The 13,438-nt window shown below is 68.2% G+C and carries 12 protein-coding genes; 8 read left to right on the top strand and 4 right to left on the bottom strand.

The window, feature by feature from the left end; genetic code table 11:
- Window positions 1–158 precede the first annotated feature (158 nt).
- The 3 genes from FVP77_RS01100 to rplL all read left to right on the top strand — a co-directional run bounded on the left by FVP77_RS01100 (window position 159) and on the right by rplL (window position 2,451).
- Entirely contained in the window at window positions 159–1,112 is a 954-nt protein-coding gene (locus tag FVP77_RS01100) for a hypothetical protein (protein WP_187266764.1), read from the top strand.
- A 388-nt stretch (window positions 1,113–1,500) separates the two neighbouring features.
- Complete coding sequence (rplJ, locus tag FVP77_RS01105; protein ID WP_116647812.1) at window positions 1,501–2,016, top strand: 50S ribosomal protein L10; 516 nt, start codon at window positions 1,501–1,503, stop codon at window positions 2,014–2,016.
- A gap of 45 nt (window positions 2,017–2,061) precedes the next feature.
- Window positions 2,062–2,451 (top strand): 50S ribosomal protein L7/L12, encoded by a 390-nt coding sequence (gene rplL / locus FVP77_RS01110; protein ID WP_116647813.1) that lies wholly within the window; start codon window positions 2,062–2,064, stop codon window positions 2,449–2,451.
- Window positions 2,452–2,517: 66 nt separating this feature from the next.
- On the opposite strand, the gene FVP77_RS01115 is transcribed toward rplL, so the two are convergent.
- Window positions 2,518–3,519: a LacI family DNA-binding transcriptional regulator gene (locus FVP77_RS01115; protein WP_147892865.1), complete on the bottom strand. Its 1,002-nt coding sequence runs from the start codon at window positions 3,517–3,519 to the stop codon at window positions 2,518–2,520.
- Window positions 3,520–3,792: 273 nt separating this feature from the next.
- Here FVP77_RS01115 and FVP77_RS01120 point away from each other — a divergent pair, with 273 nt between their 5' ends.
- The 4 genes from FVP77_RS01120 (at window position 3,793) to FVP77_RS01135 (ending at window position 10,062) form a co-directional block, all read left to right on the top strand.
- Window positions 3,793–5,124: an ABC transporter substrate-binding protein gene (locus tag FVP77_RS01120; protein WP_147892866.1), complete on the top strand. Its 1,332-nt coding sequence runs from the start codon at window positions 3,793–3,795 to the stop codon at window positions 5,122–5,124.
- 81 nt (window positions 5,125–5,205) lie between these two features.
- Window positions 5,206–6,540 carry a carbohydrate ABC transporter permease gene (locus FVP77_RS01125; protein WP_147892867.1) on the top strand — a complete coding sequence of 445 codons (1,335 nt, stop codon included), beginning with the start codon at window positions 5,206–5,208 and terminating at the stop codon, window positions 6,538–6,540.
- On the top strand, window positions 6,540–7,511 hold the full coding sequence (locus tag FVP77_RS01130; protein WP_147892868.1) for a carbohydrate ABC transporter permease: 972 nt from the start codon (window positions 6,540–6,542) through the stop codon (window positions 7,509–7,511). Before FVP77_RS01125 ends, FVP77_RS01130 begins: the two co-directional genes overlap by 1 nt.
- A 55-nt stretch (window positions 7,512–7,566) precedes the next feature.
- The gene (locus FVP77_RS01135; protein ID WP_187266765.1) at window positions 7,567–10,062 is read left to right on the top strand and encodes an HAD-IC family P-type ATPase; all 2,496 of its coding nucleotides are present in this window, start codon (window positions 7,567–7,569) and stop codon (window positions 10,060–10,062) included.
- Here the strand turns inward: FVP77_RS01135 and FVP77_RS01140 are convergent.
- The 3 genes from FVP77_RS01140 to FVP77_RS01150 are packed head-to-tail and all read right to left on the bottom strand — an operon-like array spanning window position 10,010 to window position 11,828.
- Entirely contained in the window at window positions 10,010–10,414 is a 405-nt protein-coding gene (locus tag FVP77_RS01140) for a hypothetical protein (protein WP_147892870.1), read from the bottom strand. The genes FVP77_RS01135 and FVP77_RS01140 overlap by 53 nt on opposite strands.
- 42 nt (window positions 10,415–10,456) lie before the next feature.
- Entirely contained in the window at window positions 10,457–11,122 is a 666-nt protein-coding gene (locus FVP77_RS01145; protein ID WP_147892871.1) for a DUF305 domain-containing protein, read from the bottom strand.
- A gap of 1 nt (window position 11,123) precedes the next feature.
- Window positions 11,124–11,828 carry a thioredoxin-like domain-containing protein gene (locus tag FVP77_RS01150; RefSeq protein ID WP_147892872.1) on the bottom strand — a complete coding sequence of 235 codons (705 nt, stop codon included), beginning with the start codon at window positions 11,826–11,828 and terminating at the stop codon, window positions 11,124–11,126.
- Window positions 11,829–12,097: 269 nt separating this feature from the next.
- On the opposite strand from FVP77_RS01150, the gene FVP77_RS01155 reads away from it, so the two are divergent.
- Complete coding sequence (locus FVP77_RS01155; RefSeq protein WP_425463118.1) at window positions 12,098–13,438, top strand: multidrug effflux MFS transporter; 1,341 nt, start codon at window positions 12,098–12,100, stop codon at window positions 13,436–13,438.

Raw genomic sequence — 13,438 nt, forward strand, 5'->3', positions numbered from 1 at the left:
ATGGCCGGTCGGCGAGACGGTGGCGGGTCGACGGCTCCTCCCCAACGATCCCGGGGAGCGAGGTTTACACCGTGGTGGTCCAGGCGCTGCGACGAGGGAGGTGCGGGCGCGACGATCGACGCGTGAAAAAGGCGATCCTTGTCGATGATGCGAGGCGGATGCTGCGTTCCCGCGCCGACCTGGTCGATCGGGGATGGTCCGACCGCCGGTTGGGAGTCGCTGTGGACGGCGGTCAGCTGGTCCGCGTCAGAAAAGGATGGTTCGTCCCAGCGGCGGCGTGGCGCGACCTCTGGCCGGAGGGCCGCCACCTGCTCGAAGTCGTGGCCGCGTCGAACGATCTGGCGGGTGGTACCCATGTCTTCTCCCACGTCTCGGCGGCGGTGCTGTGGAAGCTCCCGCTGTTTCGCATCGTTCCTCTGCGTGTGCACGAGACCGGCACGACGCGAAGGCACGCATCGAGTACCCCGGGTGTGCAGCGCCATGAGGACCATCTCACCGAGGCCGACGTCGCCGTCGTGGACGGGATCAGGTGCACCTCGCTGGAGCGGACGGTGCTCGACGTCGGGCGCGTTGCAACGCCGGAGGCGGCGGTCGCCGTCGCGGACGCGGCCCTCACTCTCGGCACAGGTATGGACCATCGCGCCTATGACGAGCGGGCGGCGGAAGAGTGGCGCGTATCGATGAGCGAACGGGTGGCGGGCGCAGGGGCGATCCGAGGCGTCCGTCAGGTGCGGTGGGTGATCGAGTTCGCTGATGGGAGGGCGCAGCTGCCCGGGGAGAGCGTGAGTCGGCTGCAGCTGTCGAGGCTCGGGTTCCGGAAGCTGTCTCTGCAGGTGCCGGTCCCCGCCCCCGACGGCTCGATCTACTGGGTCGACATCGGGATGGACGACGTGCTCTCCTTCGGGGAGTTCGACGGCAAGACGAAGTATCTGGACGCGGCTACGAGACAAGGCCTCAGCGTCGAAGAGATCGTGCTCCGCGAGAAACAGCGGGAGGACTGGATCCGCGGTACGACCCATCGCAGGTTCGCACGATGGGGTGATGAGCACATCGGAACTCCGGAGCTTCTGGGCGCTCGACTGGCATCGTTCGGTATCCGGCCTCGCGGGTGACCCGACCGTCGACTCGACATCCTCTCGCCGACCTCACACCCTTCTGGTGCCGGCCGGATGGCCGCTCGGCGAGACGACATCGTTTCGGCGGGGGAGCGCGGGGGTGTGCTCGGGGATTTGGCGGGGGCGGGGCGGGGGCGTAGCATGGGGGACAAGCCAAAGACCGCCGGTCATCGGGGTGCGCGAAAGCGCAGCACGATCGAAGCAGCTGACGCGAATCCCGAAAGGGATCGTGAACGCAGACCTGCGCAGGTGTACGAACGAATTCCCGATCGGGAACCACGCTCCGTGCCTTGCGCCGGAGCGTTTTTTCATTGCTGGGGAAAGACCGGATGCTGCGGCCCGACGCCCGCTCCCGCGGCGCGTCTCGTACACACAAGGAGTGGCCATGGCGCAGAAGGACGCATCGGTTGCCGAGCTCACGAAGCACTTCGAGGACTCGACCGCCGTTCTGCTGACCGAGTACCGCGGTCTGACGGTTGCCCAGCTCAAGGAGCTGCGCAACAACATCCGTCAGGACGCGGAGTACGCCGTGGTGAAGAACACGCTGACCAAGATCGCCGCGTCCAACGCCGGCGTGACGGGTCTGGACGACGAACTCAAGGGTCCGTCGGCCATCGCCTTCGTGCACGGTGACCCGGTCGCCGTCGCGAAGGGGCTGCGCGCCTTCGCCAAGGCTAATCCTCTTCTCGTGATCAAGGGCGGGTACTTCGACGGTGCCGCCCTGACCGCGGATGAGGTCAACAAGCTCGCCGACCTCGAGAGCCGTGAAGTCCTGCTGGCGAAGCTCGCCGGTGCGATGAAGGCCTCGCTGTTCGGCGCCGCATATCTGTTCAACGCACCGCTGTCGAAGGCCGTTCGCACGGTCGATGCGCTGCGCGACAAGCAGGAGTCCGCAGCCTGACACTGTCAGGCGCGGTACGAATAACCCCGATCAAGGAGAATCATCATGGCAAAGCTCACCACTGACGAGCTGCTCGACGCCTTCAAGGAGCTCACGCTCATCGAGCTCAGCGAGTTCGTCAAGAAGTTCGAGGAGACCTTCGAGGTCACCGCTGCGGCTCCGGTCGCCGTCGCCGCTGCCGGTGCCCCCGCCGGTGGCGCCCCCGCCGAAGAGGAAGAGGTCAAGGACTCCTTCGACGTCATCCTCGACTCGGTCGGCGACAAGAAGATCCAGGTCATCAAGGTCGTCCGCGAGCTCACCTCGCTCGGCCTCGGCGAGGCCAAGGCCGTCGTCGACGGTGCCCCCAAGGCCGTGCTCGAGGGCGCGACCAAGGACGCCGCTGACAAGGCGAAGGCCGCTCTCGAAGAGGCCGGCGCCAGCGTTACCCTCAAGTAACCCTGTGCACGAAGGGCCTCGGATGCTGCGAAGCATCCGGGGCCCTTCGTCGTTCCGGGCCGCCGGTCAGCGGGGTGCTGCCGTGGAGGCCCGCACGACGAGCTGCACCGGGATCGTCGACCGGGCCGGGGCGTCCGCGTTGTCGACCATCCCCAGCAGGATGTCGACCGCCTGCTCGCCCTGTGCGGCGGGGCGCTGCTCCACGGTCGTCAACGCGAACATCTCCGCGTAGTCGTGGCCGTCGACGCCGACCACGCTGAGCTGGGAGGGGACGGCGATCCCCAGCCGGCGGGCGGCCACGATCGCGCCGATCGCGATCTCGTCGCAGGCCGCGACGATCGCGGTGGGCCGGCTCTCGACATCGGCGAGCAGAGCGGCGGCAGCGGCGTAGCCGTCGGTGATCGTGAGTGTCGATTCGTAGACGCCGGTCCGGTCCGACAGCCCCGCGCCCGACATGGCCTGGCGGTAGCCGGCGATGCGGTCGATCACGTCGTGGGCGGTGGGCTCGCCCTTCGGCGTCGCGCCGAGGAACACGATGGCCCGATGGCCGAGCGCGAGCAGGTGCTGGGTGATCATGCGCCCGATGGCGGTGTTGTCGATGCCGAGCGTGGCGATCTCGGCCAGCTCGTTGCCGATGCACACGGTCGGCTTGCCGAACGAGAGCAGCCGGGCGATGTCGGCGTCGTCGGGCTCGAGGGCGACCGCGATGACGCCGTCGAACCTCTTGCGCGCCAGGAAGTGGCTGTACAGGCTCGCCCGGTCCCGGGAGTCGGGCTCTGCGACGTACAGCGTGAGGTCGTAGCCGCGCGGGATGAGCGTGCGCTCGACCCCCTCGATGATCGAACCGAAGTACCAGCGGTTGACGCGCGGCACGATGAGGGCGACCGTGTTCGTGCGGCCGGTCGCGAGGCTGACGGCGCTCGTCGTGGGCACGTAGCCGAGCGACCCCGCAGCATCCTGAACCCGTCGACGGGTCTCGTCGGAGACGTACCCGCCCCCCGTGAGGGCGCGGCTCGCCGTCGACTTCGATACGCCCGCCAGGCGCGCGACGTCGGCGATTCCGCTCACTGGTAGCCCTTCCTGCATCGCGGCATCTCTGCACACGGACGGCGGCCTCGCCGGTCCGGATCACAGAAACCATAATGCAGAGCGCGAAAAAAGAGAACCGGTTCCACACATACGCGGATGCGGCGACCAACGCTTTCACGCGTGGTTATCGATTCGTGATGATTCGCCGTTGTATCCGGTGGGCATCTCGCTTACCTTTGTGTGGAATCGGTTCCCGACGGAACCTGAGCGCAGGTGCAAGTCGCGCCCGCGCCCTCGAAGAGGAGGAATCACATGATCAGTTCGCAGCGACGCCGCGTGATCGCACCGATCGCGTTCATCGGCATCGCGGGGCTTGCTCTTGCAGGCTGCGCAGAGGGTGGCACCTCGGAGGACACGGGCTCCGTGGAGGGCCAGACCGTCCAGATCGCCGGTGGCATCACGGGTGTCGAGGCAGACGACCTGAACGCGTCGTTCGAGCAGTTCACCGCGGACACCGGCATCGAGGTCGTCTACACCGGCGACAAGAGCTTCGAGGGCAACATCGTCACGAAGGTCACGGGCGGCTCCGCCCCCGACATCGCGATCGTGCCCCAGCCCGGTCTCGTCAAGGCGCTCGTCGACACCGGCGAGGTCCAGCCGGCGCCCGAGGCCGTCGAGGCGAACGTCGACGCGAACTGGTCGCCCGACTGGAAGACCTACGGCACCGTCGACGACGTGTTCTACGCCGCTCCCATGCTCGGCAACGTCAAGGGCTACGTCTGGTACTCGCCGAAGCAGTTCGCCGAGTGGGGCGTCGAGATCCCGACGACCTACGACGAGCTCCTCACCCTGACCCAGACCATCCGCGACAAGACGGGTGCCGCGCCCTGGTGCGCCGGCTTCGCCTCCGACGCCGCGTCCGGCTGGCCCGGAACCGACTGGATCGAAGACCTCGTGCTCCGCCAGTCCGGCGCTGACGTCTACGACCAGTGGGTCGCGAACGAGGTCGAGTTCACCGACCCGAAGATCAAGGACGCGTTCGACGCGGTGGGTGAGATCCTCCTCAACCCCGACTACGTCAACGCCGGCTACGGCGACGTGAAGAGCATCAACTCCACGGCGTTCGCCGACGTGGCCGCTGCCGTCTCCGATGGTCGCTGCGCGATGACCCACCAGGCCTCGTTCCTCTCGGCGAACTTCCTCGAGGCGAAGACCGCCGCGGGCGCGACGCCGGAGATCGGCCCCGAGGGCGACGTCTACGCGTTCCTGCTCCCGGGCGTCGAAGCCGACGGTGAGACGTTCGTGGAAGCCGGTGGCGAGTTCGTCACGGCGTTCTCCGACTCCGAGGCCACGCAGAAGGTGCTCGAGTTCATGTCGACGCCCGAGTTCGCCAACGCCCGTGTGGAGCTGGGCGGCGTCATCTCGGCCAACAAGAACGCCGACCCGTCGCTGGCGTCCAGCCAGTTCCTCACCGAAGCCATGGAGCTTCTGCAGGACCCCGCGACCGTCGTCCGCTTCGACGCGTCGGACCTCATGCCGGCCACGGTGGGCAACGGATCCTTCTGGAAGGGCATGGTCAACTGGATCGACGGCCGCCCGACCGACCAGGTCCTGAGCGACATCCAGGCCGGATACGACAACTGATCTCGTAACGAGAGCGCGCCGCGGGGATCCGATGATCCCCGCGGCGCGTACTCTTCTCCGCACTACGCGAAAGGTATGACAATGTCGCATACGCTCACCGCGCCACCTGAAGCTCCGCCGGAACAGCCGCGTGCTGTCGCGTCGCAGCCGGGTCGGCGCGCCGCCACCATCGGCGTGATCATCGCCGCCGTGGTGCTCCTCGTCGCCCTGGTGGCGCTGTTCGCCGCTCCGGCGGTCGAGGATGCGCCCAAGACGACGCTCGGGTTCTCGCTCAACAGCTTCTTCGTCTGGATCGGCAATCTGAACCCGCTCGTGCAGATCCCGATCGCCGTCGTCGCCTTCGGCGCCGTGGTCGCGCTGATCCTGCTCGTCATCGAGTTCGCTCCGCGGGCAGGCCGCGGGTACTTCTGGATGCGACTCGTGATCTGCTTCGCCGTTCCGGTGCTGGCCTTCATGCTCCTGCGGCCCTACCAGAACGCCGTCCTCTACGTCGTGGGGATCGCGCTCGCACTCGGCGCGCTGCTGTTCTTCTTCGACTACCGCTCGCGCGCTGGTGCCGGGTACTTCTTCCAGCTCGTGGTGTTCCTGCTGCCCGCGGCCATCCTGCTGCTGCTCGGCCTCATCTACCCCGCGATCTCGACGATCTACCAGTCGTTCTTCGACAAGAGCGGCGAGACGTTCGTGGGGCTGGAGAACTACATCTGGACCTTCACCAACCCCGAGGGGTTCTGGTCGGTCATCAACACGGTCATCTGGGCGATCTTCGCCCCCACCCTGTCGACGGCGATCGGGCTGGCGTATGCGGCGTTCATCGACCGGGCACGCGGTGAGAAGATCCTGAAGCTCTTCGTCTTCATGCCGTTCGCCATCTCGTTCGTCGGTGCGGGCATCATCTGGAAGTTCGTGTACGACTACCGGCAGGGCGAGCAGATCGGCATCCTGAACGCGATCGTCACGCTGTTCGGGGGTCAGCCCATCGGGTGGCTCGACCAGACGCCGCTCGTGAACACCTTCGCCCTGCTGGCGGTGTTCATCTGGACCCAGACCGGTTTCGCCATGGTGATCCTGTCGGTGGCGATCAAGGCAGTGCCGACCGAGCAGCTCGAAGCCGCGCAGCTCGACGGCACGACGCCGTGGCAGCGATTCATCAACGTGACCGTGCCGGGCATCCGCGCCTCGCTCATCGTGGTGCTGACCACGATCACCATCGCCTCGCTGAAGGTGTACGACATCGTCGCGGTCATGACCGGCGGGCGCGCGAACTCCAGCGTGCTCGGCTTCGAGATGGTCAACCAGCAGCAGCGGTTCCAGAGCTTCGGGCACTCGTCGGCGCTGGCCGTCGTGCTGTTCCTGTTCGTGCTGCCGCTGATCATCTACAACGCGCGTCAGATGCGCAAGCAGAAGGAGATCCGATAATGGCCACGGTGCAGGAGGCCCCCGCCTACGGTGCGCGCGCCGCCCGGAAGACGGCTCGTGAGACCCGTCGCAACGAGGCGCAGGCGCACAAGCGGCTCACCTCGCGGACCGCGACGATCATCGCGATCGTCATCGCGATCTTCTGGACGATCCCGACGTTCGGTCTGTTCGTCACCTCGTTCCGGCCGGGCGCCGACTCGCAGACGTCGGGGTGGTGGACCGTCTTCGTGAACCCCGGTTTCACGCTCGACAACTACTCCGAGGCGCTGACGTCCGGGGGCACGGCACTGACGCTGGGCGACTCGTTCCTCAACTCGCTCGCGATCTCGATCCCGGCGACGATCATCCCGATCTCGATCGCGGCGCTCGCCGCGTACGCGTTCGCGTGGATCGACTTCAAGGGCAAGAACCTGCTGTTCGTCTTCGTCTTCGCCCTGCAGATCGTGCCGATCCAGATGGCGCTGGTGCCCCTGCTGTCGCTGTTCTCGCGCGGCCTCGAGATCAACGGCACGGCCGTCTTCCCGGGCTTCGAGCTGCGAGACGTCGACCACAGCTTCGCCACCGTCTGGATCGCGCACGCGATCTTCGCCCTCCCGCTCGCGATCTTCCTGCTGCACAACTTCATCTCGGAGATCCCGACCGAGGTGATCGAGGCGGCCCGCGTCGACGGTGCCGGCCACGGTCAGATCTTCTTCCGGATGATCCTGCCGCTGGCCATGCCGGCCATCGCCTCGTTCGCGATCTTCCAGTTCCTCTGGGTCTGGAACGATCTGCTCGTGGCGACGATCTTCGCGCCGACGTCGTCTCTCCCTCTGACGCAGACGTTGAACTCGCTCTCCGGTTCGTGGGGTGATCGCTGGTACCTGCAGTCCGCGGGTGCGTTCATCTCGATCATCGTTCCGCTGATCGTGTTCTTCTCGCTGCAGCGCTTCTTCGTCCGGGGCCTCCTCGCCGGCGCGACGAAGGGCTGATCGCTCCCGAGGCGGGAGCATCCATCGACGCCGTCCGGATGGATACAGTGTGCGAATGGATGCTTCCGCCTCCCCTTCTTCTCTCGTCGAGGTCGACGTCGAGACCGGTCTGACGACGGCGCAGGTCGCCGAGAGGGTGTCGGCGGGAAAGACCAACGCCTATCGCGCCGACTCCAGTCGGAGCGTCGGGAGCATCGTCCGCGCGAACGTCCTGACCCTCTTCAACGCCATCGTCGGCGGGTGCTTCCTCGTGCTGCTGCTGCTCGGGCGCTGGCAGGACGCCCTCTTCGGGCTGAGCGCGCTGGCGAACGCGGTGATCGGCTGCGTGCAGGAGTTCCGGGCGAAGGCCGCGCTCGACCGCCTCGCCCTGTTGAACGCGCCGCTCGCCCGGGTGCGTCGTGATGGCGAGGACGCGGAGATCTCGCCCGACGGGATCGTGCTCGACGACGTGCTGGTGCTCCGCGCCGGCGACCAGGTGCCCGCCGATGCCGAGGTGCTCTCCGGGCGAGCCCTGCAGATCGACGAGTCGATGCTCACCGGTGAGTCCGACGCGGTCGACAAGCGCCCCGGCGACGAGGCCCTGTCGGGTTCGATCGTCGTGGCGGGGGAGGGCGCCGCACGCGTCGTGCGCGTCGGCGCGGACTCGTACGCCAACTCGTTCGCCGCCGAGGCCAAGCGCTTCTCCATGGTCTCGAGCGAACTGCGCACGTCGATCAACCGGGTGCTGACCTGGGTCGGCTGGGGGATCGGGCCGATCGGCCTGCTCGTGCTGAACGCGCAGATGGTCGCGGCCGGCGGGTGGGTGCAGGCCTGGGAGAGCGGAGCGTGGACGCAGGCGGTGGTCAACGTGATCGCCGCGTTGACCGCGATGATCCCGCTCGGCCTCGTGCTCATGACGTCGATCGCCTTCGCGGTGGGCGCCGCCAAGCTCGCCGCTCGTCAGGTGCTCGTGAACGAGCTTCCCGCCGTGGAGGGCCTGGCTCGCGTCGACATCATCTGCCTCGACAAGACGGGCACCCTCACGGCGGGCGAGATCCGCTTCGACGGCGCCCATCCCGTGGCCGAGGTCGCCGGATGGCGCGACGCGCTCGCCTGGTACGGCGCCGCACCCGATGCGAACGCGACGGCGAAATGCCTGCGCGACCCGTTCCCCGCGCCTCGACCGCGCGAGGTTCTGGGCACCGTCCCGTTCTCGTCGGCGCGCAAGTGGAGCGCGGTCACGCTCGACGGCGCCGCGGACGAGGGCGGCGGAACATGGGTGCTGGGCGCCCCGGAGATGGTGTTCCCGGATGCGGCGACCGACACCGCGACGCCGCTGGGCTCCCTCGCGGTGCAGCTCTCGTCGTCGGGGATGCGCACGCTCGTGCTCGCCCACTCCCCGGCGGCGCTGTCGGGCGACGACATGGAGGCCGAGCGCCTCCCCGGCGCGGTCGAGCCCGTCGCGGTGCTGACCTTCCGCGAGGAGGTGAGGCCCGATGCCGCCCAGACGCTGGCCTACTTCCGGCGTCAGGGCGTCAGCATCCGGATCATCTCGGGAGACAATCCGCGCACGGTCGCTGCCATCGCGCGCGAGCTGGGTGTCGAGGCCGGCGACGGCGTGGACGCCCGTACGCTTCCCGACGACGAGGCGGCGCTGGGCGACGTGCTGGAGAAGAACATCGTCTTCGGCCGAGTGACCCCCGATCAGAAGAAGCGGATCGTGCTGGCCCTCCAGGCCCGCGGACACACGGTGGCGATGACCGGAGACGGTGTGAACGACGCCCTCGCGATCAAGACCGCCGACATCGGCATCGCGATGAACTCCGGAGCGGCGGCGACGAAGGCCGTCGCCCGCCTCGTGCTGCTGGACAGCCAGTTCTCCCACCTCCCCGACGTCGTCGCCGAGGGGCGGCAGGTGATCGCCAACATCGAGCGCGTATCGATGCTGTTCCTGACGAAGACGGCCTATGCCACGACGCTGGCGATCCTCTGCGGGGCGCTCGTGATGGAGTTCCCGTTCCTCCCGCGTCAGCTGTCGATCACCGACGGACTGACGATCGGCATCCCCGCCTTCTTCCTCGCCCTCATGCCGAACGCGCAGCGCTACGTCCCCGGCTTCCTTCGGCGCTCGCTGACGTTCGCGATCCCCTCCGGTGTGATCATCGCCGTGGCGTTGACCGCCTATGCCCGGCTCGCAGCCGGGATGGGCGTGGCCCAGCCCGAGCTGCGCACCGGCGCGACGATCATCCTCGCGGTGATCGGCATCTGGGTGCTGGCCGTTCTCGCGCGCCCCATCGACCGCTGGAAGGGGCTCGTCATCGGGGCGATGTTCGTCGCGCTCCTCGGGATCTTCACGATCCCGCTGTCGACCGGCTTCTTCCAGTTGATCGATCCGGGCGAGGATGCGGCGTACCTGGTCGCCGGCATCACGGTGCTGACGATCGGCGGGATCGAGATCGTGCGGGCCGTGCACCGCCGGTTCGTGGTGCGGGCGCTGGGCGAGAACCCCTTCGCCGAGCTCAGCGGCGGAACCAGCGACTTCCCGGCGGCGCCCAGAGCGCCGCGACGATGAACACGTCGACCAGGATCTGGACGAGTGTCACCGGATCCCACGACGTCGTCGCGACCGTGACGACGTGCAGCACGAACTGCACCACGAGGTAGACCGACACGGCCAGACGCGCGAGACGTCGCCCCCGGCCCACGGCCGACGCGACGGCCAGCGTCAGCAGGCCGAAGAGGATGATCCCGGCTCCGAGGAGGGAGACGACGAGCACCTCGTCGTCGGGCACCTGGTAACGGCTGAGGAGCACGAGGAGGCCGAGGGCGGCGTTGGACAGTCCGCTGAGGTAGACCAGCACGAGGACGATCGTCACCAGGACGGGACGCCGCGTGCGCGCGGGGGTCGCAGCATCCGTCGTCATGCGATCACTGTAGCGTCGGGCGGACCGATCGCCTCGGACCGGTCAGGCGGTGCAGCCCAGGCGCGTCTGCATCGAGCGCATGGCATCGATCTCGGCGGACTGCCCGGTGATGATCGACTGCGCGACGGTGAGCACCCTCGGCTCCTGCCCCAGTTCGACCACGGCCTGGGCCATCGGGATCGCTCCCTGGTGGTGGCGGATCATCAGCTCGAGGAAGAGGCAGTCGGCCTGGGGGCCGGTGGCCGCTTCGAGCTCGGAGAGCTGCGCGTCGGTCGCCATGCCCATCTCGTCGCGGAGCTCCTGCTCGGTGGCCGTGGCGGGGTCGTGCTGATGCGCCGACGAGTCGGACATCCACGACATGAGGGGGCCGCCCGTCTGCGAGAGGCCCCACTCCACGAGCCACCCGTACATCTCGCCGCGCTGCCCCGCCTGCGCGGTGGCGATGTCGTGCGAGAGGATGCGCAGCTCGTCGTCGGAGGTCTTGCGGTAGATCTCCATCGCCATGCGCACCGCCTGCTCGTGGTGCACCTGCATGTCGCGGGCGAAGCCGGCTTCGGCAGACACCGTCGAGGGGCGTGCGGGCGCGGCGGTCGCCCCGAACGCGGTGAACCGGCCGAGCGCGAAGGCGACGGCCACGATCGCCAGCACCGCGACCGCGACGAGGATCCACCGCGTCGCGGGGCGGGGGATCCTCGCCTCGTCGGTCACGTCAGAGCTTGCCGGGGCCGTCGATCGCGCCCGAGCACACGGCGTTCGGTTCGGGGGCGTTCTGGCTGCGCCAGTACTCGGTGAAGAACTGCTCGATGCGCGGGTCGTCGGCCGAGTCGATCTTGAGCTGGTGGTCCCAGGCGCTCAGGACGATCGGGGAGTCGAGACCCTCGTAGGGGGAGAGGAGCATGTAGGTGGCCGGGAGCTTCGACTTGAGGGTCGTGAGCTCCTCGTCGCTCACCGCGTTGGCGTCGTAGGTCACCCAGACGGCGCCGTGCTCCATCGAGTGGACGGCGTTCTCGTTCGCCTGGGGCTCGGTGTAGACGCCGCAGTTGAGCCAGACGGCGTTGTGCGGGCCGCCGGCGGGCGGGGTCTGCTCGTAGGTGACGGCGCCCTCGACGTGGTTGTTCGGGAGGTCGAAGGTCTCGACGCCGTCGATCTCGGTACCCGTCGCGTTGGCACCCGGGTAGGTCGGGGCGGCCTGCGGGGCGAAGATGAACGACGCGGCGACGAGGGCGATGATCGCAAGGCCAGCGGTGCCGCCGACGACCCACCACAGCAGCTTGCTGCGGCGGCGCTTGGCGAGCTGGCGCTGGTACTCGGCGAGCTTCTCCTGGCGCTTCTGCTCGCGCTGCTGTTTGACCGTCTGGTTGATCTGCGACTGCGTGGCGGGGTTGCCGCTGGTGCGGCGATTCTCGGAAGACATGTGCGTGGTGTGGGCGCTTCTGCTCGGGGGCGAGGACCGTCGGCGGAACTCCGACGGTTTCACCCTATGCGGGAGAATGCGTTCGAGCCTGAGAATGCACTCGAACGGTCATGAATGACACGGTGCGAAGACCGGATCGGTTCGATATCATCGATATCACACGACCGAATCGATTCGATCCTGCGAGATCGAATGCCGTGGTCGCACCGATCCCCCCTCCTTCGCCCGGCGCGTCCGGGTGTTCGCCGACGTCCTGAAACGAAGACTTCTTGCTCGACACCGCCTCCACCCCCGTCGTCCCCGATCGCGCACCGACGGGTGCGCCCGCCACGACCGGCGCCATCCGCACCCTCGGGTCGAATCCGGCGACCGCGCCGATCATGCTGCACCCGGGCGATGCGATCCCGGCGCGCCGACGCATCGTGTTCATCGTGCTGCTCGGGGCGCTGACGGCCCTCGGCCCGTTCACGATCGACATGTACCTGCCGGCCTTCCCGATCCTGCGGGAGGACTTCCAGACGACGGAGGCGGCGATCCAGTTGACGCTGGCCGGGACGATGATCGGCTTCGCCCTGGGCCAGCTGATCGTCGGCCCCCTCAGCGACAAGGTGGGGCGCCGCATCCCGCTCCTCATCGTGACCGGCCTGCACGTCGTCGCGAGCGTGCTCGCCGCCTTCGCCCCGAGCCTCGAGCTGCTGGGTGCCGCGCGGGTGCTGATGGGCATGGGGGCCGCCGCCGGCGGCGTGGTCGCGATGGCCATCGTCCGCGACCTCTTCGGAGGCAAACGGCTCGTGGTCGTGCTCTCGCGCCTCGCGCTCATCACGGGCGTCGCGCCCGTGATCGCGCCGCTGGTCGGCTCGGCCCTGCTCGAGATCATGCCCTGGCGCGGTCTGTTCATCGTTCTCGCCGCGTACGGCGCGCTCATGCTGGTGTGCGCCCTGTTCCTCATCTTCGAGACGCTTCCGCCCGCCCGTCGTCAGGACCGCGGTGCGACCACGGTGATGCAGCGCTACCGGAGCGTCTTCAGCGACCGTGTCTTCGTCGGCGTGCTCGTGATCGGCGGGATGAGCTTCAGCGGGTTGTTCTCGTACCTGTCGGCGTCGTCGTTCCTCTTCCAGGGCACGTACGGGTTCAACGCGCAGATGTACGGCGTGCTCTTCGCGGTCAACTCCGTCGGTCTCGTCATCGGCAATCAGATCGCCGCCCGCCTCGCCGCGCGCTTCGGCCCGCAGTGGGTGCTCGCCTTCTCGACGTCGGTGCTCATCGTGGCCGCGGGGGCGATCATCGTGGCCGACCAGCTGGGCCTCGGACTCTGGGGCACGGTCATCCCGCTGTTCGTCTTCATGACCGCGTGCGGCTTCACCTTCCCGTGCGTGCAGGTGCTCGCGCTCGACCGGCACGGGAAGGCTGCCGGCACCGCCGCATCCGTGCTCGGAGCCGTCAACTTCGGTGTCGCCGGCCTCGTCTCGCCGCTCGTGGGCTGGCTCTCGGGTTCGGCGGGGATCACGGCGACGTCGATGGCGGTCGTGATGTTCGGCTGCGCCCTCATCGGCGCCGCGTCGCTCTGGTTCATCGTGCGACCGAGGAGCGTCGCGCAGCTGACGCCCTGA

It is taken from the genome of Microbacterium hatanonis, from assembly GCF_008017415.1.
Taxonomy (GTDB): Bacteria; Actinomycetota; Actinomycetes; order Actinomycetales; family Microbacteriaceae; genus Microbacterium; species Microbacterium hatanonis.